This window comes from Burkholderia sp. GbtcB21 (assembly GCF_019091065.1).
GTDB classification, from domain to species: Bacteria; Pseudomonadota; Gammaproteobacteria; order Burkholderiales; family Burkholderiaceae; genus Burkholderia; species Burkholderia pyrrocinia_C.
In genome coordinates this window covers 172,656-191,669 of record NZ_JAGXKA010000016.1, presented here as the reverse complement: position 1 = coordinate 191,669, position 19,014 = coordinate 172,656, and the positions used below count along the sequence as shown (strand labels likewise).

Below are 19,014 nucleotides of genomic sequence, written 5' to 3'. Positions count from 1 at the left end.
GGGCTTCACGCCCGCACGCTCCAGCACCGCGCGGATCACCGTCGCGCCCAGCTCAGGCGCCGCAATCTTCGCAAGCGAGCCGCCGAATTTGCCGACCGCGGTCCGCGCGGCCGATACGATCACTACGTCCGTCATGTTCAGTTCCTGCTTCGAAATCAAGTTCGTCGTTCTGACGCCGGCACGAGCCGGCTGCAATTGGCGATGGCGCACGTCGGGCCATTCGGCGCGACAAAGGTCGCACGCCGACACGCCACGAGCAGCGCGGAACGCGCCGGCGGCACACCGGCACGGCCCGCACATGCACCGGCACCTTGCGGCAAACCGGAGGGCCGCCGTGCACCGCGCGGTGCACGGCGCCATCCGGCGCCGATCAATCGTGTCGCGCCTGCGCGCGACACGCGCTCACGTCCGCGATTGCATCGTTACGCGACCGATTCGCGCGCAGCCGCTGCGTCCTTGCGTGCGGCGGCAGCCGTCTGCTTGCCGCCACGCGTGGCCGTTTCGCTGACCGCATCGAAGCTGCTCTGTGCGGCTTCGATCGCCTGCCCCGTCGCTGCGCGCACGGAGTCGGCCGCTGCCGTCGCCGCGGACAGCGCCGAATTCAGTGCGGCCACCACCGGTGCCGAGCCGGCCGGCGCATGCTTCGACAGTTCGCCGATCACGTCCTTCAGGCGCTTGTCGTTCTGTTCGTATTGCGCCTGCGCGACCTTCGCCCATTCGGATTGCGTCGACACCGCGATGTCGAACAGATGGCGGCCGTACGACACGACCTTGCCGGCCGCTTCCTGCGGTACGGCCGCCTGCTGCGCGAAACCCGCGGCCGGATTGCTGCTGTTGAAGGCGTTCTTCAGCTTGTCTTCGTATTCCTCGAGCGCCGTCCGGGCCGCTTGCAGGTTGAGTTCGACGACAGCCTCGAAACCCTTGATCGCCGGACGGGCGATCGCGAACCACGCAGCGATACCGGATTGATAATCGGCAGCGAATTTTTCGGGGGCAAATACGGACATCGGGCACGCTCCTGTTGGCAATGCGAGAGACGACGTAAAGAAAAATAGAAGCCAGATCAAAAGCCGGCTTACTTATTGACAACCCGCCACTCATTTGAGTACGGGAAGTTGGAGGATGTCATTCTAGATCGATTAATTGTCAATAAAATGGCATTAATGCTAGGTGTAAACCCTTATTTCATTTCGAGTAGCTGCCCAAGCCCTGCGATGCGCCGACATCGCAGAGAAAGAAATACCGCGGCACTCTGTCCCGCATTTTCTTTTTACCTTTTTACAGCATAGCGCATCGTGACCTTGCTCAACATTTACCAATTCACTATTCCGTTTATTAGAAAACCGGCGATCATTGAAAATGGAGCAGGCACTTATGTGATCGATTTTTCCGGATTTATTATGAAATCGTTTCCGGGATTATTAATGACAAAATCAATGATCGGATGAATTGCGGGTCGCAATGAAAAAACTGGCGCGGCCGTATGAAACGGCCGCGGCCGGCACCGGCGCGCGGGAAATCAGCCGGCCAGTTCTCGATGCAGTGCGCGGAATTCCTGCGCGAGCTTGTGCCCGGGTTCGAGATGGATCACCGGTTTGGACTGCTGATGCGATTCGCGGATCTTCACCGACGCCGACAGCCTCGACGCGAGCACCGGCAGTCCTTCGTCGACGAGTTCGTCGACCAGCCGTTGCGGCAGGCTCGCGCGCGGCTGGAACTGGTTGATGACGATTCCTTCCACCTCGAGCGCCGCATTGTGGTCCTGCTGGATTTCCTTCACGTTCTCGAGCAGCGTGTACAGCGCGCGGCGCGAGAAGTCGTCGCAATCGAACGGGATCAGGCAGCGCTCGACCGCGATCAGCGCCGAGCGCGTATAGAAATTCAACGCGGGGGGCGTGTCGATGTACACGGCGTCGTAGGTGTCGAGCTCGTTCAGCGCGTCGCGCAGCTTGTAGATCTTGTAGCGCGATTCGAGCTTGCCGTGCAGCGTGTCGAGGTCCGGATGCGCGGGCATCACGTCGAGCCCTTCGAACGGGGTCGGATGAATGAACGACGCGACGTCGACCGGACGGAAGTTGAAGGTCAGCGCGGTTTCGAAGAAGCCGGCGACACCCGGTTGCGCATCGGCCGCGGCGTCGCCGAGCAGGTAGCGCGTGGAGTTCGCCTGCGCATCGAGGTCGATGACGAGCGTGCGCAGCCCTTCGCTCGCGCTGATCGCCGCCAGGTTGCAGACGATCGTCGATTTGCCCACGCCGCCCTTCTGGTTGAATACGACCCGCCGCATGGTGTCTCCTCGATCGAAACGTCGAAAGGATCAGCTTAGCCGGTCAATAATGGCGGCAGCGTGACGCAGATCGAATTGCGCGCGATTGTGGGCGGCACGCATCAGATGCGCGGCAGCGCCCCCGACACATATCGGTTGCCGGGCACGCTCCACCGCCACGGGAAATCCTTGCCGACGCGAATGCCGATGCGCGGCCCGCCCGCCAGATCCGTGGGCGGCGCGATGCCGTCGTCCACGACCGCAAACCCTTCGCGCGCGCCAACCAGATCGACGCCATCCTGGGCGCCATCGATCCCCATCGCCTGGGTCAGCCGCGCCGGCCCACGGCACAGATCGCGATCGCGGGTCAGCGGCGGCCGTGCCGCGCGCATCCGTTCGAGCCCCTGCAGCGGTTCCAGCGCACGGATCAGCACGCCCGTTCCCGTACCGTCCGGGCCGCACACGCAATTGCAGCACCAGTGCATGCCGTATGTGAAATAGACGTACAGGTGCCCGGGCGGCCCGAACATCGTCGCATTGCGCGGCGTCTTGCCGCGATAGGTGTGCGCCGCCGGGTCGATCGCGCCGGCATAGGCCTCCACTTCGACGATGCGGCCGGCCCGGCCGTCGGCTGCCGCGAGAATCTTGTTGAGCAGTTGCGGCGCGACGTCGGTAGCTGCGCGATCGAAAAACGCACGCGGCAATACGGTGCCCGGCCACGGGAATGCCGTCTTACCGAGTCGCATCCGGCTGCCTCTCCGGCTGACGACCGGAAGCGGTCCTCGCGTGCAGATAAAGCTGACGGTACGCATCGACCAGATCGTCGAGGCCGAACGCAAGATTTCGCCCGCTGGGATTGGGCAACACCCAGACGCTCGCGCGCTGCATGCGCGCCGGCTGCAATCCCCACGCGACTTCGCGTTGCCCCGAAAGCGCCGAGTACGCCGCCTTGCCGAGAAACGCGACAAAGCGCGGCCCATGACGCGCGACCTTCTGCTCGAACTCCGCGGCCGCGGCGATGAATTCAGCGCGCGAAAGCTGATCGGCACTCGCGGTCGGCCGCTTCACCACCGCCGTCACGCCGCAGCCATACCTGAGTATTGCGCGATCGTCCTGCGGAGGAATTTCCGTTGGCGTAAAACCCGCGAGATGAATCACGCGCCAGAAGCGGTTGCTTCTCCCCGCGAAGTGATGCCCGGTCGCGGCGGCGGTCATGCCGGGGTTGATCCCGCAGAACAGCACGTCGAGATGCGCAGCAATGAGGTCGGGGAGTGCGTCAGCCACGGTTCGTCTGGAGTGCGACGTACAAGAACGTAAACGAAGAAAGGCCCGAATACCCGGGCCAAGCGGCTGGCTTGACTCGGACATTCGGGCCCATCGTGATGCGGGATGCCGACTTGCCGATTAGAACGGAATATCGTCGTCCATCTCGTCGAAGCCGCCACCGGCCGGTGCGCTCGGACGGCTCTGCGCGCCGCCGCCAGCACCGCCGCGCGCCGCGCCGCCGGCGCGACCACCGCCGCCACCGGCGCGTTCCGTCTGCTCGCCGCGGCCGCCGCCGCCACCACCGTAGCCGCCGCCGTAACCGCCTTCGTCACCGCCGCCGCCGCCACCGCCCGCACCGCCGCGGCCGCCGAGCATCTGCATCTGGTCGGCGACGATTTCGGTCGAATAACGATCCTGGCCGTCCTGGCCTTGCCACTTGCGCGTGCGGATGCGGCCTTCGATATAGACCGACGAACCCTTCTTCAGGTATTCGCTGACGATTTCCGCCAGACGGCCGAAGAACGCGACGCGATGCCACTCGGTCATTTCCTTGAAATCACCGCTTGCCTTGTCCTTGTAGCGGTCGGTCGTCGCGAGACGGATGTTCGCAACCGCGTCGCCGCTCGGCAGGTAACGGACTTCAGGATCGGCGCCGAGATTGCCGACGAGGATGACCTTGTTGACGGATGCCATGTGTTTCTCCAGTAAATTCGATGCCGGGCCGCCCGCGCATGCGTCGGAGCGGCCCGCCGGGCAAGCCCGCGCGCCGCCGGTGCCTGCCCGAAAATTAGGTTCAGGCCTTGCGCGGCGGCGCTTTCATGCTGGCCGCGATTATAAGCCACGCGGCAACGAGCCCAGAACACGCGTAGAACACGGTGTTCGCGCCGCCGTGCTTCAGCAGCCAGCCGCCCGCGATGCCGCCGAGCGCGAGCCCGATCGACTGCGTGGTGTTGTAGACGCCCGTGGCCGCGCCCTTGCGCGAACCCGGCGCGAGCTTCGACACGAGCGAAGGCTGCGACGCTTCCAGGATGTTGAACCCGAGGAAGTAGACGAACAGGATCGCCGCCACAATCAGAATGGTATGCGGCGCGCTGCCCAGCAGCAATTGGCCGATCAGGATAGCCAGAATGCCGCCGAGCAGCACCGGCTTCATCTTGCCCCGTTTCTCCGCGACGATGATCGCCGGGACCATCATCACGAACGCGAGCCCCATCACCGGCAGGTAGACCTTCCAGTGCGCGGCGACCGGCAGCCCGCCGTCGACGAGCAGGCGCGGCACGACGAGGAACAGCGCCGTCTGCGTCGCATGCAGCACCAGCACGCCGAAGTTCAGGCGCAGCAGCTCGACGTTGTGCAGCACCTCGGCGAACGGCGCGGGCACGTGCACGGGCTTCGCCGCATCGGGCACGATCCACACCACGACGCCGATCGCGAGGATCGACAGCACGCCGACGATCGTGAACAGCCCGCTCATCCCGACCCAGTGGAACACGATCGGCGCGCCGACGATCGCGACCGCGAACGACACGCCGATCGAGCCGCCGACCATCGCCATCGCCTTGGTACGGTTCTGCTCGGAAGTCAGGTCGGCGATGAACGCGAGCACCGCGGACGATACGGCGCCCATCCCCTGGATCACGCGGCCGACGATGATCCACGTGATGTCGTGCGCGAACGCGGCGACGAAGCTGCCGAGCGCGAAGATCACGAGGCCCGCGGCGATCACCGGCTTGCGGCCGAACTTGTCGGACGCCCAGCCGTAGAAAATGTAGAACAGCGACTGCGTGACGCCGTAGGCCCCGAGCGCGATGCCGACGAGCAGCACGTTGTCGCCGCCCGGGATGGTTTTCGCGTAGACCGAGAACACCGGCATGATCATGAACAGGCCGAGCATGCGCAGCGCGAAGATCGCCGCGAGCGACGTGGTCGCGCGCAGTTCGGGCGCAGTCATGCGGGAAGACGTGGCGGACGGATTGGACATCGGGAATGAATTTCGAATGATCGGAATGTCCGCCCTGCAGCGGGCGGCGGAAGATCAGGACCGGCGGCCCGGGAGGCCTGACGGGCGACGCGTCGGGGCAGGATGCTGGCGGCCTGCAGGCCGCCGGAACCGCGCGGCGCGACCGCTTTCCCCGGCGCAGGCGCCGCCTTGCTGCCACCTGCTGTAAAGGCTGGGGACCCCGAACGACGGTCTCGAAAAGCCGTTATAGTAGCAGGTTTGGTTCCCTCCATTTTCGCCAGGTTCATGGAACAGATCCGTATCCGTGGGGCACGTACCCACAACCTGAAAAACGTCAATCTCGACCTGCCGCGCCACAAGCTGATCGTGATTACCGGGTTGTCAGGGTCGGGCAAGTCGTCGCTTGCGTTCGACACCCTTTATGCCGAGGGCCAGCGCCGCTACGTCGAAAGCCTGTCCGCGTATGCCCGCCAGTTCCTGCAGTTGATGGAGAAACCGGACGTCGACCTGATCGAGGGCCTGTCGCCCGCGATCTCGATCGAGCAGAAGGCGACGTCCCACAACCCGCGTTCGACCGTCGGCACCGTCACGGAAATCCACGACTACCTGCGACTTTTGTACGCACGTGTCGGCACGCCGTACTGCCCCGATCACGACATCCCGCTCGAGGCGCAGAGCGTGTCGCAGATGGTCGACGCGGCGCTCGCGCTGCCCGAGGAAACCAAGCTGATGATCCTCGCGCCCGTCGTCGCGAACCGCAAGGGCGAGCATGCCGAGCTGTTCGAGGAGATGCAGGCGCAGGGCTTCGTGCGCTTTCGCGTGCGCTCGGGAGGCGGCACCGCGAACGAAGGCGTCGCGAAGATCTACGAGGTCGAGTCGCTGCCGAAGCTCAAGAAGAACGACAAGCACACGATCGACGTCGTCGTCGATCGCCTGAAGGTGCGCCCGGACATGAAGCAGCGTCTCGCCGAATCGTTCGAGACGGCGCTGCGCCTCGCCGACGGCCGCGCGATCGCGCTCGAGATGGATACCGACCACGAGCACCTGTTCAGCTCGAAGTTCGCGTGCCCGATCTGCTCGTACTCGCTGCAGGAGCTCGAGCCGCGCCTGTTCTCGTTCAACAACCCGATGGGCGCGTGCCCGGAATGCGACGGCCTCGGCCAGATCACGTTCTTCGACCCGAAGCGGGTCGTCGCGCACCCGTCGCTGTCGCTCGCCGCGGGCGCCGTGAAGGGCTGGGACCGCCGCAACCAGTTCTACTTCCAGATGCTGCAGAGCCTCGCGGCGTTCTACGAGTTCGACATCGACGCCGCATTCGAGGATCTGCCGGAAAAGATCAGGAAGGTGCTGCTGTTCGGCTCGGGCAAGCAGACGATCCCGTTCTCGTACATCAACGAGCGCGGCCGCACGACGATCCGCGAGCACGTGTTCGAAGGGATCATCCCGAACCTCGAGCGCCGCTACCGCGAAACCGATTCGGTCGCGGTGCGCGAGGAACTGTCGAAGTACCAGAACAACCAGCCGTGCCCGTCGTGCGAAGGCACGCGCCTGCGCCGCGAGGCGCGCCACGTGCGGATCGGCACGGGCGACTACGCGCGCGGCATCTATGAAATCAGCGGCTGGCCGCTGCGCGATGCGCTCGGCTATTTCGACGGGCTGACGCTCGAAGGCGCGAAGCGCGAGATCGCCGACAAGGTGATCAAGGAAATCGTCGCGCGCCTGACGTTCCTGAACAACGTCGGCCTCGACTACCTGTCGCTCGAACGCAGCGCCGAAACGCTGTCGGGCGGCGAGGCGCAGCGGATCCGGCTCGCGTCGCAGATCGGCTCGGGCCTCACGGGCGTGATGTACGTGCTCGACGAACCGTCGATCGGCCTGCACCAGCGCGACAACGACCGCCTGATCGGGACGCTCAAGCACCTGCGCGACCTCGGCAACTCGGTGATCGTCGTCGAGCACGACGAGGACATGATCCGCACGGCCGACTACGTCGTCGACATGGGCCCCGGCGCGGGCGAGCACGGCGGCGTGGTGGTGGCCGAAGGCACGCCGAAGCAGGTGCAGTCGAACCCGCAGTCGCTGACGGGCCAGTACCTGCTCGGCAAGCGCACGATCGAGTATCCGGACGAGCGGATCGCACCCGACGCCGAGCGGATGCTGCGCATAGTCGACGCGCACGGCAACAACCTGAAGCACGTCGATCTCGAGCTGCCGGTCGGCCTGCTGACCTGCATCACCGGCGTGTCGGGCTCCGGCAAGTCGACGCTGATCAACGACACGCTGTATCACGCGGTCGCGCGCCACCTGTACGGCTCGTCGGCCGAGCCGGCGCCGCACGAGGCGATCGAGGGCCTCGAGCACTTCGACAAGGTGATCAACGTCGACCAGTCGCCGATCGGCCGCACGCCGCGCTCGAACCCGGCCACGTATACGGGCCTGTTCACGCCGATCCGCGAGCTGTTCTCGGGCGTGCCGACCTCGAAGGAGCGCGGCTACGATCCGGGCCGCTTCTCGTTCAACGTGAAGGGCGGCCGCTGCGAATCGTGCCAGGGCGACGGCGTGCTGAAGGTCGAGATGCACTTCCTGCCGGACGTCTACGTGCCGTGCGACGTGTGCCACGGCAAGCGCTACAACCGCGAAACGCTCGAAGTGCAGTACAAGGGCAAGAACATCAGCGAAGTGCTCGACATGACGGTCGAGCATGCGTACGAGTTCTTCAGCGCGGTGCCGGTCATCGCGCGCAAGCTGAAGACGCTGCTCGACGTCGGCCTCGGCTACATCCGCCTCGGCCAGTCGGCCACGACGCTGTCGGGCGGCGAGGCGCAGCGCGTGAAGCTGTCGCTGGAGCTGTCGAAGCGCGACACGGGCCGCACGCTGTACATCCTCGACGAGCCGACCACCGGCCTGCACTTCCACGACATCGCGCTGCTGCTCGAGGTGATCCACCGGCTGCGCGACCAGGGCAACACGGTCGTGATCATCGAGCACAACCTCGACGTGATCAAGACGGCCGACTGGGTGATCGACCTCGGCCCCGAAGGCGGCGCCGGCGGCGGCCAGATCATCGCGCAGGGCACGCCCGAGCAGGTCGCGAAGACGAAGGCGAGCTTCACCGGCAAGTACCTCGCGCCGCTGCTCAAGCGTTCGACCCGCAAGGTCGCGGCCGGCTGACGCGCTTTCGGCCCTCCCGGCCCTTCCCGCGCGCGGCCGCCCGGCCGCGCGCGTCCTTCCGCAGCGAGCAGCCCCCCTCGTTTTCCCTTCTGCGTTTACACCACGCGCCAAACGGCCCGTTTGCGGACCATAATGGCAGCTATACTTTACGGTCGTAAGGTTCGCCTTCCGCACCAATCCGGTGCGGCGCCGGGTGAGCCCGGCTCTGCCGTGCGCTGCGCGGCATGACACACGAACGACAGGAATCCACGATGGAGAAGCAACAAGAGTCGCGCGATGCGCAGAGCCGCGAGCCGCACCTGCGCAGCGTGCGACTGACGAGCGACTTCAGCCTGCCGAGGCTGTCGGCACTCGAGATCGGCAGCTATCTCTTCGCGATCGTCACGATGTGGCTCGTCCTCGAGCTCAAGCTGCTCGGCGGACTGCTGGCCGGCCTGCTCGTCTACCAGCTGATCCACACGATCGCACCCGTGATCGAACGCCACACGACGAGCATGCGCGCGCGCTGGGTCGCCGTCGTGCTGCTGGCGATCGCGATCGTCGGCGGGCTCACGGGCCTGACGATCGGCATCATCGAGCATTTCGAGCACACGGTGCCGAACCTGCAGAGCCTGCTCGGCCAGTTGATGCAGATCGTCGAGCAAACCCGCGCGCGCACGCCGGCGTGGATCGCGAACCTGCTGCCGGTCGACGTCGAGCAGATGAAGACCAAGGCGGCCTTGCTGATGCACTCGCACATGGACCAGCTCCAGCAGAGCGGCAAGAGCGTCGCGCGCGGCTTCGGCCATGTGCTGTTCGGGATGATCATCGGCGCGATGATCGCGATCGGCGTCGAGCACGGCAAGGTGCGCCGGCCGCTGTCGACCGCGCTCGTCACGCGCGTGTCGCGCTTCTCGGACGCGTTCCGCCGGATCGTGTTCGCGCAGATCAAGATCTCGGCGATCAACGCGACGTTCACGGGCATCTACCTGCTCGTCGCACTGCCGATCTTCCACGAGCGGCTGCCGCTGTCGAAGACGCTCGTGCTCGTCACGTTCATCGTCGGCCTGCTGCCGGTGATCGGCAACCTGATCTCGAACACGCTGATCGTCGCCGTGTCGCTGTCGGTCAGCATGGGCACCGCGATCGCGTCGCTCGTGTTCCTCGTCGTCATCCACAAGCTCGAATATTTCCTGAACGCGAAGATCATCGGCGGCCAGATCGAGTCGCGCGCGTGGGAGCTGCTGCTCGCGATGCTGATCATGGAGGCCGCGTTCGGGCTGCCGGGCGTGATCGCCGCGCCGATCTTCTATGCGTACCTGAAGCGCGAGCTGTACCTGCTGCGGCTGATCTGAAACCCGCGTCTCAGGCGACAAAAAAACGCCGCGCCCCGTAAAGGAGGCGCGGCGTTTTTGTTTCCGGCGGCCGGCGATCCGGGGGCCGGCGATCCGGGGGCCGGCCGATTCAGATCAGCGAAACACGACCGTCTTCGTCCCGTTCAGCACGATCCGGTGCTCGACGTGCCACTTCACCGCGCGCGCGAGCGTCACGCACTCGACGTCGCGGCCGATCGCGGTCAACTGGTCGGGCGTCATGCTGTGATCGACGCGCTCGACTTCCTGCTCGATGATCGGGCCTTCGTCGAGGTCGGTCGTCACGTAGTGCGCGGTCGCGCCGATCAGCTTCACGCCGCGGTCGAACGCCTGGTAGTACGGCTTCGCGCCCTTGAAGCTCGGCAGGAACGAGTGGTGGATGTTGATCGCGCGCCCGGCGAGCTGCTGGCACATGTTCGGCGACAGGATCTGCATGTAGCGCGCGAGCACGACGAGATCGGCCTGGTGCTCGTCGATCACTTCCAGCACGCGCGCTTCCTGCGCGGCCTTCGCGGCATCGGACGAACCGCCGATCAGCGGGAAGTGATGGAACGGGATGTTGTAGCTCGCGGCGAGCTGGTAGAACTCCTTGTGGTTCGACACGATCGCCGGGATCTCGATCGGCAGCTGGCCGGTGCGATAGCGGAACAGCAGGTCGTTCAGGCAGTGGCCGATCTTCGACACCATGATCACGACACGCGGCTTCACGGCCGCGTCGTGCAATTCCCAGCGCATCGAAAACTGTTCCGCGAGCGGCGCGAATTCCTTGCGAAGTGTGTCAAGCGCCGACGCGGCATCCGTGCCGTTGCCGTCCTGCTCGAAGTGCACGCGCATGAAGAATTCGCTGGTGCGGCTGTCGCCGAACTGCGCCGAATCGAGGATGTTGTTGCTGCGCTCGAACAGGAAGCCCGAGACCGCGTGGACGATGCCGTGCCGGTCGGGGCACGACAGTTTCAAGATAAAGCTGTGATCGGTCGGCATGACCGCTACTCCCTTTGTTTCCGTATTCGTCAAATTGCCCGTTCGCGCCGACAAGCTGCGCGTCGCGGCGCGCGTCACGCGGCCGGTGCGAACAGCGCGTCGATGCCTGCGGCCTCTTGCGCCGTCAGCCAGCGATGGCGCAGCAGCGTGTCGAGCGTCGCGAGGCTCGCGTCCATCGTCGCGCGGCCCTCGCGCAGCCAGCCGATCACCTCGGGCACGCCGGCCAGCAGATGCTCGGCCACTTCGCCGTCCTGGTTGCGCGGCGCGAAGTCGTGCGGCAGCGGCAGGTCGTACACGAAGATCAGTTCGGACTGCGTGCCTTCCGGCAGCGAGCACAGCACCTGCACCGCGCGGCCCGCGATCGCACGCGCCGCGAGTTCGGCCGGAATGCCGGCTTCTTCCCAGCATTCTTTCGCAAGCGTCTCGTGAACGCCCAGGCCCCAGCCGATGCCGCCCGCGACGACGTTGTCGAGCATGCCGGGATCGGTTGCCTTGGTCGCGCTGCGGCGGCCGAGCCACATCTGCGGCACGGCTGCGGCGGGCGTAGCCGCATATTCTACGATGCCGTTTAGATGCACCGCATAAGTCTGCGTGCCGAAGAACCGCGACGCGGCGCGCTCGATATACGCGAGCGGCGCATCGTCGAAGCGGTTGCGGATCGCGTAGATCTCGTCGCGCCAGCCGGGAATCGCGCCTTCGGCCGCGAGCGCGCCGATCGCGCTCGCCAGCGCCATGCTGCGCGCGTCGACCGAGTCGTAGCGCGCCGACAGCACGACGCGCTCGCCGGTCAGCTCGAACACGTCGGGCCAGCGCGCAAGCTTCGCGACATCCTGGCGGCGCACCCAGCCGACCGCCTGGCCGGCGATCTCGAAACGCAGGTGCGCGGCCGGATCGAAGCGGCGCGCGGCCGCGATGCACGGAAACGTCATCGCCGTCAGTCCTTCAGCGCGACGCGGATGCCGATCGCGATGAACGTCGCGCCGGCGATCCGGTCGAGCCACACGCCGGCCTTCGGGCGGCGCTTCAGCCATGCGCCGATCATCCCGGCGCCGACGCCGAACAGCGAGAAGATCGCGGCCGTCTGCAGCATGAACAGCGCGCCGAGCTCGAACATCTGCAGCGTCACGCTCTGCGCGCCGTGCGAATCGACGAACTGCGGCAGGAACACGACGAAGAACAGCGTGACCTTCGGGTTCATCAGGTTGCCGATCACGCTCTGCCGGAAGATCGTGCCGAGCGGCTGCGGCGGGCGCGCGTGCGCGAGGCCCTGGCTGCGCAGCGCCTTGATGCCGATCCACACGAGGTACGCGGCGCCCGCGAGCTTCAGGATCTCGAACGCGACCGGCGACGAACGCAGCACGGCCGCGACGCCGAGCGCCGCGAGCGTCGTGTGGAACAGGATCCCGGCCGTGAAGCCGAGCGCAGCGACGAAGCCGGCCGCGCGGCCCTGCGAGATGCCGCGCGCGAGCACCTGCAGGTTGTCGGGACCCGGCGCGAACGTGATCGCGATCGACGTGGCGAGAAACAGCATGAAGTTGGGCATCGTGACCTCGCGGTTTAACGTGAGTAAGCCGGGCCGGCGTTCAGTGGCCGGCGAATTCGGTGACGGTATAGACGGGCAGTCCCGCGTTGCGCAGCAGCGTCGAGCCGCCGAGATCGGGCAGGTCGATGATCGCCGCGCCTTCGACGACCACCGCGCCGAGCCGCTGCAGCAGGTTGCGCCCCGCCATCATCGTGCCGCCGGTCGCGATCAGGTCGTCCATGATGATCACGCGGTCGCCGGGGCGGCACGCATCCTCGTGAATCTCGACCGTCGCGCTGCCGTATTCGAGGTCGTACGATTCCGAGCGCGTCTTGTACGGCAGCTTGCCGACCTTGCGGATCGGCACGAAGCCGACGCTCAGCTCGTACGCGACGATCGGCGCGATGATGAAGCCGCGCGCGTCGAGGCCCGCGACGTAGTCGAGCTTCGCATCGACATAGCGCTCGACGAACAGGTCGACGAGGATGCGCAGCGCCTTCGGGCTCTGCAGCAGCGTCGTGATGTCGCGGAACATCACGCCCGGCTGCGGCCAGTCGGGCACCGTGCGGATCTGGCTGTGGATGAAGGCGACCGGATCGAGCGGCGCGCCCGACGACGAATGCGGCATGAAACTCTCCGAAAAAAACGGTGCGCGAAGATCGGGCACCGTTTCGAATAAATACGGGTCAGGTTATTGACCGCGACTCACGCGGCCGCGGCCGGCGGATCGCGCCGATGGCGCGACAGCCGCTCCTCCGCGAGCGCGAGCGCCTCGGGCAGCCCGCGCAGCACGACGATGTCGCTCGCGCGCAGCTTGGTCTGCGGATCGGGTTCGACGCCGCGGATGCCGTGCCGGCGGATCGCCGTGACTTCCAGCCCGAGCGCATACAGCCCGAGTTCCTCCAGCGAGCGCCCGACCGCGTCCGCGCGCGCATCGACCGGCACCGATTGTAGCCGCACCTGCTCGTGGTCGTCGTCGTCCGCGTCGTCCGCGCCGCGGAAATAGCCGCGCAGCAGGCTGTAGCGCTCGTCGCGCATTTCCTCGACGCGCCGCACGACCTTGCGCATCGGCACGCCGACCAGCACCAGCGTATGCGACGCGAGCATCAGGCTGCCCTCGACGATCTCCGGAATCACCTCGGTCGCGCCGGCCGCGAGCAGCTTCTCGAGATCGGCATCGTCGACGGTGCGCACGATCGCGGGCAGCGTCGGCGCGAGCTCGTGCACGTGATGCAGCACGCGCAGTGCGGACGGCGTGTTCGCATAGGTGATCGCGACCGCCGCCGCGCGGTGGATACCGGCCGCGAGCAGCGACTCGCGGCGCGCCGCGTCGCCGAACACGACCGATTCGCCGGCCGTCGCGGCCGCGCTCACGCGGTCCGGGTCGAGGTCGAGCGCGACATACGGAATGCCTTCCTGCTCGAGCATGCGCGCCAGGTTCTGGCCCGCGCGGCCGTAGCCGCAGATGATCACGTGGCCGCGCTGCTTCAGGCTTTGCGTCGCGATCCGCGTCATCTGCAGCGACTGCTGCATCCATTCGGTCGACGACAGCCGCATCACGATCCGGTCGGCGTTCTGGATCAGGAACGGCGCGGCGAGCATCGACAGCAGCATCGACGCGAGGATCGCCTGCAGCAGCGTCGAATCGACCAGATGCCGGTCGAGAATCAGGTTCAGCAGCACGAAGCCGAATTCGCCGGCCTGCGCGAGGCCGATGCCCGTGCGCATCGCGACCCCCGGCGTCGCGCCGAACAGCCGCGCGAGCCCGGCGATCATCGTCCCCTTGAACAGGATCTGCCCGACGAAGAAGCCGAGCACGAGCAACGGATGCTCCCAGATCACGCGCGGATCGAGCAGCATCCCGGTCGTCACGAAGAACAGGCCGAGCAGCACGTCGCGGAACGGCTTGATGTCCTCCTCCACCTGATGGCGGAACGGCGTCTCGGAGATCAGCATCCCCGCGATGAACGCGCCGAGCGCGAGCGACAGGCCGAACTTGTCGGTGATGAACGCGGCGCCGAGCGTGACGAGCAGCAGGTTCAGCACGAACAGTTCCTGCGAGCGGCGCCGCGCGACGACGTTGAGCCAGCGCGTCATGAAGCGCTGGCCGATGACCAGCAGCAGCGTGAGCGCGATCACGATCTTGACGGCCGCGACGCCGAGCGTCAGCGCGAGATCCTTCGACGATTCGGCGCCGAACGCGGCGATCACGATCAGCAGCGGCACGACCGCGAGATCCTGGAACAGCAGCACGCCGAAGATGTTGCGGCCGTGCTCGGTCTCGATCTCGAGACGTTCGGCAAGCATCTTCGACACGATCGCCGTCGACGACATCGCGAGCGCGCCGCCGAGCGCGACGGCGCCCTGCCACGTGATGTGCACCCAGCGTTCGAACAGCGCGCCGAGCAGCAGCGCGAGCAAAAGCGTCGCGACGACCTGCAGCAGCCCGAGACCGAACACGAGCCGCTGCATCGACCTCAGTTTCGCGAGCGAGAATTCGAGGCCGATCGAGAACATCAGGAACACCACGCCGAATTCCGCGAGATGCTCGGCGCGCTCGAGATCCGCCGCGATCCCGAGCGCATGCGGGCCGACCAGAATGCCGACGGTCAGGTAGCCGAGCATCGGCGGGAGGTTCAGCGAACGGAATACGACGACGCCCACCACCGAAGCCAGCAGCAGCATGAGCGTCATTTCGAGCGGGGAAATCACGGGCGAAGCGTCCTCGTTCGTCGGGGCCACCGCGAAGCGGGCGCGATGGCGTAGCGTGGGATAGGCGACATCGGACGAGTCCGAGAGCCCGGCGCGGCGAACAAACGCCTTTGCTATACTCCGCGCATGATAGCGAAAATCAATGATGATCGGGCGCTCGCGCTCGCCCGCGACGTGCTCGACATCGAGGCGGACGCCGTGCGCGCGCTGCGCGACCAGCTCGACGGCGGCTTCGTCCAGGCCGTCGCGCTGCTGCTCGGCTGCCGCGGCCGCGTGGTGGTGTCCGGCATCGGCAAATCGGGGCACATTGCCCGCAAGATCGCGGCCACGCTGGCCAGCACCGGCACGCCGGCCTTCTTCGTCCATCCTGCCGAGGCCAGCCACGGCGACCTCGGGATGGTCACCTCCGACGACGTCTTCATCGGCATCTCCTATTCCGGCGAATCGGAAGAACTCGTCGCGATCCTGCCGCTCGTCAAGCGGATCGGCGCGAAGCTGATCGCGATCACGGGCCGCGCGGAGTCGAGCCTCGGCACGCTCGCCGACGTGAACCTGAACGCCGCGGTCTCGAAGGAAGCGTGCCCGCTGAACCTCGCGCCCACCGCGAGCACGACCGCCGCGCTCGCGCTCGGCGACGCGCTCGCCGTCGCGGTGCTCGACGCACGCGGCTTCGGTTCGGAAGATTTCGCACGCTCGCACCCGGGCGGCGCGCTCGGCCGGCGCCTGCTCACCTACGTGCGCGACGTGATGCGCTCGGGCGACGACGTCCCGTCCGTCGAGCTCGACGCGACGCTGTCGGACGCGCTGTTCCAGATCACCGCGAAGCGCCTGGGCATGACGGCCGTGGTCGACGCCGACGGCAAGGTCGCGGGCATCTTCACGGACGGCGACCTGCGCCGCGTGCTCGCGCGCGACGGCGACTTCCGCACGCTGCCGATCACCGACGTGATGACGCGCAACCCGCGCACGATCGGGCCGGATCACCTGGCGGTCGAGGCCGTGGAACTGATGGAGCGCCACCGGATCAACCAGATGCTGGTGGTCGATGCCGACGGCGCGCTGATCGGCGCGCTGAACATGCACGACCTGTTTTCGAAGAAGGTGATCTGATGAGCGCAGCGCTGACTGCGGCCGAACGCGCGAGCCGCGTGAAGCTGATGATTTTCGACGTCGACGGCGTGCTGACCGACGGCGGCCTGCTGTTTACCGCGGCCGGCGACGCGATGAAGTCGTTCAACTCGCTCGACGGCCACGGCGTGAAGCTGCTCGGCGAAGCCGGCATCGCGACCGCGATCATCACGGGCCGCCGCTCGGAGATCGTCGCGGCGCGCGCGAAGGAAATGAAGATCGCGCACCTGTTCCAGGGCGCCGAGAACAAGCTCTCGGTGTTCGCCGACCTGATCGCATCGCTCGGCCTCACCGCCGACGCGTGCGGCTACATGGGCGACGACTGGCCCGACCTGCCGGTGATGCTGCGCTGCGGCTTCGCGGCCGCGCCCGCGAACGCGCACCCTGACGTGATCGCCCGTGCGCACTGGGTGGCCGAGGCCCGCGGCGGCCACGGCGCCGTGCGCGAAGTCTGCGACGCGATCCTGCGCGCGCAGCGACGCTATGACGCGCTGCTCGCAGCAGCCTGCGGAGCCTGACGGATGAATACGCATTTCCGCTGGACCCAGTTGCTGCCGCTCGCCGCGGTCGCCGCGCTCGCGGGCATCACGTGGTGGTTACTGCAGGCGACGCTGCCGCCGCCCGGCGAGGGCACCGCGCAGCCGAAGCGCCATACGCCCGACTATTTCGCGGACAACTTCTCCGTCACCGAGCTCGACCAGTCCGGCACGACCCAGTACCGGCTGACGGCCGCGAAGCTGGTCCATTACGAAGACACCGAAAACAGCGACCTGACCGATCCGGCCATGCGCGCATTCCAGCCCGGCAAGCCGGTCGTGACGACCACCGCGAAGCGCGGCACCGTCAACGGCGACGTGTCGATCGTCGATTTGTACGACGACGCGCGCATCCTGCGCGCGGCCGGCGGCGGCGATCCGCAAATGCAGGCCGATTCCCAGCATTTCCGGATCTTCGTCAATGACGATGTGATCCAGACCGAAAAGCCGGTTAAACTTCAGCGCGGCCTGTCGCTCGTCAACGCGACCGACGGCATGAAGTACAACAACGTCACCCGGGTCATCGAGCTTTACGGCAACGTGCGCGGCACGATCGCCGCGGCGGACACGTCCGGCGGCTCGAAAGGTCAACCCAAGTGACGCTTCCCTCACGTGACTGCATGAACGAACCGTTCCCTCGACAGATTTCCGGCGGCGCTGCGCGCGCCGTCCGCGCCGCGCTCGCCGCGACGCTCGTGGCGCTCCCGTTGATCGGGCTGGCGCCGCTCGCCCATGCCGAGAAGGCCGACCAGAACAAACCGATCAACGTCGAGGCCGACAACCTGACCTATGACGACCTGAAGCAGGTCACGGTCGCGACCGGCAACGTCGTGATCACGAAGGGCACGATCATCATCAAGGGCGATCGCGTCGAAGTGCGCCAGGATCCGGAAGGCTATCAGTACGCGACGTCGTTCGGCAGCGGCAAGAAGCACGCGACGTTCCGCCAGAAGCGCGAAGGCCTCGACGAATACATCGACGGCGACGCCGAGCGCATCGACTACGACGGCAAGCAGGACCTGACCACGCTGACGACCGCCGCGACCGTGCGCCGCCTGCAGGGCACGTCGACCATCGCCGACACCGTGCACGGCAGCGTGATCACGTACGACGGCCAGCGCGACTTCTACACCGCGAAGGGCGGCAAGGACATCGCCGCGCCCGGCAACCCGAACGGCCGCGTGCGCGCGATGCTGTCGCCGAAGAACGGCGGCCCCGCGCCGCTGACCGGCGCGCCGGCGAAGCTGTCGCCGTCGACCACGATCCAGGGAGCGCCGGGCCAATGAACGCGCTACCGAACCGCCAGCCGGCCGGCACCACGAGCTCACTCGTCGTCCGCAACCTGAAGAAGCGCTACGGCTCGCGCACGGTCGTCAAGGACGTGTCGCTCGACGTGAAGAGCGGCGAAGTCGTCGGCCTGCTCGGCCCGAACGGCGCCGGCAAGACCACGTCGTTCTACATGATCGTCGGCCTCGTGCCGCTCGACGCGGGCGAAATCTCGCTGAACGGCAGCTCGATCAGCCTGCTGCCGATCCACAAGCGCGCGTCGCTCGGCCTGTCGTACCTGCCGCAGGAAGCGTCCGTGTTCCGCAAGCTGACCGTCGAGGAAAACATCCGCGCGGTGCTCGAGCTGCAATACGGCGAAGACGGCAAGCGGCTGTCGAAGGACGCGATCTCGTCGCGCAGCGAAGCGCTGCTCGACGAGCTGCAGATCGGCCACCTGCGCGAGAACCCGGCGCTGTCGCTGTCGGGCGGCGAACGACGCCGGGTCGAAATCGCGCGCGCGCTCGCGACCAACCCGAACTTCATCCTGCTCGACGAACCGTTCGCCGGCGTCGACCCGATCGCGGTGCTCGAGATCCAGAAGATCGTCAAGTTCCTGAAGCAGCGCAACATCGGCGTGCTGATTACCGATCACAACGTCCGCGAAACGCTCGGCATCTGCGATCACGCCTATATCATCAGCGACGGCTCGGTACTCGCCGCCGGCGCGCCGAGCGACATCATCGAAAACGAAAGCGTGCGCCGCGTGTATCTCGGCGAACACTTCCGCATGTAACTTCCTCCTCGTGGCTGGCTGCACCCCGCCCGGCATCGCCGCGCGGGGCCGCGCCCCGCTTCGC

General features: G+C 66.6%; 19 protein-coding genes and 1 pseudogene. 8 read left to right on the top strand and 12 right to left on the bottom strand.

The features are described from left to right. Positions 1-135, bottom strand: a pseudogene (locus KVT39_RS29795) (acetyl-CoA C-acetyltransferase); the annotation flags it as partial. Positions 136-422: 287 nt separating this feature from the next. Then, entirely contained in the window at positions 423-1,007 is a 585-nt protein-coding gene (phaP, locus tag KVT39_RS29790) for a TIGR01841 family phasin (RefSeq protein ID WP_217590811.1), read from the bottom strand. A 288-nt stretch (positions 1,008-1,295) separates the two neighbouring features. Between phaP and KVT39_RS29785 the strand changes: the two genes are divergently transcribed. Continuing rightward, complete coding sequence (locus KVT39_RS29785) at positions 1,296-1,448, top strand: hypothetical protein (protein WP_217590810.1); 153 nt, start codon at positions 1,296-1,298, stop codon at positions 1,446-1,448. A gap of 71 nt (positions 1,449-1,519) precedes the next feature. On the opposite strand, the gene KVT39_RS29780 is transcribed toward KVT39_RS29785, so the two are convergent. From KVT39_RS29780 to KVT39_RS29760, 5 genes are all read right to left on the bottom strand, one after another. Next, entirely contained in the window at positions 1,520-2,284 is a 765-nt protein-coding gene (locus tag KVT39_RS29780; protein ID WP_034179044.1) for a ParA family protein, read from the bottom strand. 101 nt (positions 2,285-2,385) lie between these two features. After that, positions 2,386-3,009: a DNA-3-methyladenine glycosylase gene (locus KVT39_RS29775; RefSeq protein WP_105393916.1), complete on the bottom strand. Its 624-nt coding sequence runs from the start codon at positions 3,007-3,009 to the stop codon at positions 2,386-2,388. Continuing rightward, a complete protein-coding gene (gene mug, locus KVT39_RS29770) occupies positions 2,996-3,547 on the bottom strand; it encodes a G/U mismatch-specific DNA glycosylase (RefSeq protein WP_034179046.1) in 552 nt (183 codons plus the stop codon). Before mug ends, KVT39_RS29775 begins: the two co-directional genes overlap by 14 nt. A gap of 120 nt (positions 3,548-3,667) precedes the next feature. Continuing rightward, positions 3,668-4,222 carry a single-stranded DNA-binding protein gene (locus KVT39_RS29765; RefSeq protein ID WP_034179047.1) on the bottom strand — a complete coding sequence of 185 codons (555 nt, stop codon included), beginning with the start codon at positions 4,220-4,222 and terminating at the stop codon, positions 3,668-3,670. Positions 4,223-4,322: 100 nt separating this feature from the next. Then, positions 4,323-5,510, bottom strand: coding sequence for an MFS transporter (locus KVT39_RS29760; RefSeq protein WP_034179048.1), 1,188 nt, complete (start codon positions 5,508-5,510; stop codon positions 4,323-4,325). Between the two features lie 264 nt (positions 5,511-5,774). Between KVT39_RS29760 and uvrA the strand changes: the two genes are divergently transcribed. Both uvrA and KVT39_RS29750 read left to right on the top strand, forming a co-directional pair. Then, positions 5,775-8,660, top strand: a complete 2,886-nt coding sequence (gene uvrA, locus KVT39_RS29755; RefSeq protein ID WP_174421232.1) for an excinuclease ABC subunit UvrA — start codon at positions 5,775-5,777, stop codon at positions 8,658-8,660. 251 nt (positions 8,661-8,911) lie between these two features. Then, on the top strand, positions 8,912-9,994 hold the full coding sequence (locus tag KVT39_RS29750; RefSeq protein WP_034179050.1) for an AI-2E family transporter: 1,083 nt from the start codon (positions 8,912-8,914) through the stop codon (positions 9,992-9,994). Between the two features lie 114 nt (positions 9,995-10,108). On the opposite strand, the gene purU is transcribed toward KVT39_RS29750, so the two are convergent. The 5 genes from purU to KVT39_RS29725 form a co-directional block, all read right to left on the bottom strand. Continuing rightward, a complete protein-coding gene (purU, locus tag KVT39_RS29745) occupies positions 10,109-10,993 on the bottom strand; it encodes a formyltetrahydrofolate deformylase (RefSeq protein WP_034179051.1) in 885 nt (294 codons plus the stop codon). A 74-nt stretch (positions 10,994-11,067) separates the two neighbouring features. Continuing rightward, a complete protein-coding gene (locus tag KVT39_RS29740) occupies positions 11,068-11,922 on the bottom strand; it encodes an NUDIX hydrolase family protein (protein ID WP_034179052.1) in 855 nt (284 codons plus the stop codon). A gap of 5 nt (positions 11,923-11,927) precedes the next feature. Next, complete coding sequence (locus KVT39_RS29735; RefSeq protein ID WP_217590809.1) at positions 11,928-12,536, bottom strand: LysE family translocator; 609 nt, start codon at positions 12,534-12,536, stop codon at positions 11,928-11,930. Positions 12,537-12,576: 40 nt separating this feature from the next. After that, positions 12,577-13,143, bottom strand: coding sequence for an adenine phosphoribosyltransferase (locus KVT39_RS29730; RefSeq protein ID WP_034179054.1), 567 nt, complete (start codon positions 13,141-13,143; stop codon positions 12,577-12,579). 77 nt (positions 13,144-13,220) lie between these two features. After that, a complete protein-coding gene (locus tag KVT39_RS29725) occupies positions 13,221-15,227 on the bottom strand; it encodes a monovalent cation:proton antiporter family protein (protein WP_034179436.1) in 2,007 nt (668 codons plus the stop codon). 126 nt (positions 15,228-15,353) lie between these two features. Here KVT39_RS29725 and kdsD point away from each other — a divergent pair, with 126 nt between their 5' ends. From kdsD to lptB, 5 genes are read left to right on the top strand one after another with little or no spacing between them, the layout of a single operon-like run. Next, on the top strand, positions 15,354-16,337 hold the full coding sequence (gene kdsD, locus KVT39_RS29720) for an arabinose 5-phosphate isomerase KdsD (protein WP_105393307.1): 984 nt from the start codon (positions 15,354-15,356) through the stop codon (positions 16,335-16,337). Beyond that, positions 16,337-16,873, top strand: coding sequence for an HAD family hydrolase (locus tag KVT39_RS29715; RefSeq protein ID WP_034179056.1), 537 nt, complete (start codon positions 16,337-16,339; stop codon positions 16,871-16,873). Before kdsD ends, KVT39_RS29715 begins: the two co-directional genes overlap by 1 nt. A 3-nt stretch (positions 16,874-16,876) precedes the next feature. Continuing rightward, positions 16,877-17,491: an LPS export ABC transporter periplasmic protein LptC gene (lptC, locus tag KVT39_RS29710; RefSeq protein ID WP_034179057.1), complete on the top strand. Its 615-nt coding sequence runs from the start codon at positions 16,877-16,879 to the stop codon at positions 17,489-17,491. A 20-nt stretch (positions 17,492-17,511) separates the two neighbouring features. Then, positions 17,512-18,177 carry a lipopolysaccharide transport periplasmic protein LptA gene (gene lptA, locus KVT39_RS29705; RefSeq protein ID WP_034179058.1) on the top strand — a complete coding sequence of 222 codons (666 nt, stop codon included), beginning with the start codon at positions 17,512-17,514 and terminating at the stop codon, positions 18,175-18,177. Further along, the gene (lptB, locus tag KVT39_RS29700; protein WP_034179059.1) at positions 18,174-18,950 is read left to right on the top strand and encodes an LPS export ABC transporter ATP-binding protein; all 777 of its coding nucleotides are present in this window, start codon (positions 18,174-18,176) and stop codon (positions 18,948-18,950) included. The genes lptA and lptB overlap by 4 nt, the downstream gene beginning before the upstream one ends. Positions 18,951-19,014 lie beyond the last annotated feature (64 nt).

Coding starts and splice junctions, on each gene's coding strand:
- phaP (WP_217590811.1), bottom strand. CDS start 1,007: ATGTCCGTATTTGCCCCCGAAAAATTCGCTGCCGATTATCAATCCGGT.
- KVT39_RS29780 (WP_034179044.1), bottom strand. CDS start 2,284: ATGCGGCGGGTCGTATTCAACCAGAAGGGCGGCGTGGGCAAATCGACG.
- KVT39_RS29775 (WP_105393916.1), bottom strand. CDS start 3,009: ATGCGACTCGGTAAGACGGCATTCCCGTGGCCGGGCACCGTATTGCCG.
- KVT39_RS29765 (WP_034179047.1), bottom strand. CDS start 4,222: ATGGCATCCGTCAACAAGGTCATCCTCGTCGGCAATCTCGGCGCCGAT.
- KVT39_RS29760 (WP_034179048.1), bottom strand. CDS start 5,510: ATGTCCAATCCGTCCGCCACGTCTTCCCGCATGACTGCGCCCGAACTG.
- uvrA (WP_174421232.1), top strand. CDS start 5,775: ATGGAACAGATCCGTATCCGTGGGGCACGTACCCACAACCTGAAAAAC.
- KVT39_RS29750 (WP_034179050.1), top strand. CDS start 8,912: ATGGAGAAGCAACAAGAGTCGCGCGATGCGCAGAGCCGCGAGCCGCAC.
- purU (WP_034179051.1), bottom strand. CDS start 10,993: ATGCCGACCGATCACAGCTTTATCTTGAAACTGTCGTGCCCCGACCGG.
- KVT39_RS29740 (WP_034179052.1), bottom strand. CDS start 11,922: ATGACGTTTCCGTGCATCGCGGCCGCGCGCCGCTTCGATCCGGCCGCG.
- KVT39_RS29735 (WP_217590809.1), bottom strand. CDS start 12,536: ATGCCCAACTTCATGCTGTTTCTCGCCACGTCGATCGCGATCACGTTC.
- KVT39_RS29730 (WP_034179054.1), bottom strand. CDS start 13,143: ATGCCGCATTCGTCGTCGGGCGCGCCGCTCGATCCGGTCGCCTTCATC.
- kdsD (WP_105393307.1), top strand. CDS start 15,354: ATGATAGCGAAAATCAATGATGATCGGGCGCTCGCGCTCGCCCGCGAC.
- KVT39_RS29715 (WP_034179056.1), top strand. CDS start 16,337: ATGAGCGCAGCGCTGACTGCGGCCGAACGCGCGAGCCGCGTGAAGCTG.
- lptC (WP_034179057.1), top strand. CDS start 16,877: ATGAATACGCATTTCCGCTGGACCCAGTTGCTGCCGCTCGCCGCGGTC.
- lptA (WP_034179058.1), top strand. CDS start 17,512: ATGAACGAACCGTTCCCTCGACAGATTTCCGGCGGCGCTGCGCGCGCC.
- lptB (WP_034179059.1), top strand. CDS start 18,174: ATGAACGCGCTACCGAACCGCCAGCCGGCCGGCACCACGAGCTCACTC.